Source organism: Ideonella sp. P3_A4 (genome assembly GCF_056403075.1).
The window spans coordinates 1-746 of the sequence record NZ_JBFUGE010001270.1 but is presented as its reverse complement, the minus strand read 5'-3'; the positions used below and the strand labels follow the sequence as shown (position 1 = coordinate 746).

The window sequence follows — 746 nt, the reverse complement described above, 5'->3', positions numbered from 1 at the left end:
ACATGATCAAGAACGGTCGCCGCGGCTCGCTGTCCGGCAAGCTCACGGTGCGCGGCGTGCAAGGCCACGTGGCCTACCCGCAGTTGGCGAAGAACCCCATCCACCTCGCTGCACCGGCGCTGGCCGATTTGGCAAGCATTCAGTGGGACGCAGGCAACGAATACTTCCCGCCGACCACCTGGCAGATCTCGAATATCCATGGCGGCACCGGCGCGACCAACGTGATCCCCGGCGAGCTGGTGGTCGACTTCAACTTCCGCTTCTCGACCGCGTCTACGCCCGAAGGTTTGAAGAAGCGCGTCGGCGAAGTCTTGAATCGCCATGGGCTGGACTGGGCAGTTGCCTGGACCCTGGGTGGCGAACCCTTCCTGACACCGGTAGGCTCGCTGGTCTCGGCGTTGTCGGCTGCCATCGCCGCAGAGACCGGCGTGACGACCGAGCTGTCGACCACCGGCGGCACCTCCGACGGCCGCTTCATCGCCAAGGTCTGCGAGCAGGTCGTCGAGTTCGGCCCGGTCAACGCGACGATCCACAAGATCGACGAGCACGTGGCCATCGATGCCATCGAGCCACTGAAGAACATCTATCGGCGGACGCTGGAAGCGCTGCTGGCCTGAGGTTCCTCGGGTTGTGCGGTGTTGGCGCGCCGGCCGAGGGCGGTATCCGCTGGGGCTCATTGAGAAATCACCCCAGCGGATACCGCCCCCGACCTCCCGACACGTCGCAACGGTTGCACGGCCGAACAG

General features: G+C 65.3%; 1 protein-coding gene. It reads left to right on the top strand.

Going from position 1 to position 746, the window contains the following annotated elements; genetic code table 11:
• A partial coding sequence (gene dapE / locus AC1DYI_RS37495) for a succinyl-diaminopimelate desuccinylase (RefSeq protein WP_477209124.1) occupies positions 1 to 617 on the top strand: 617 nt, incomplete at its 5' end.
• Positions 618 to 746: the final 129 nt, after the last annotated feature.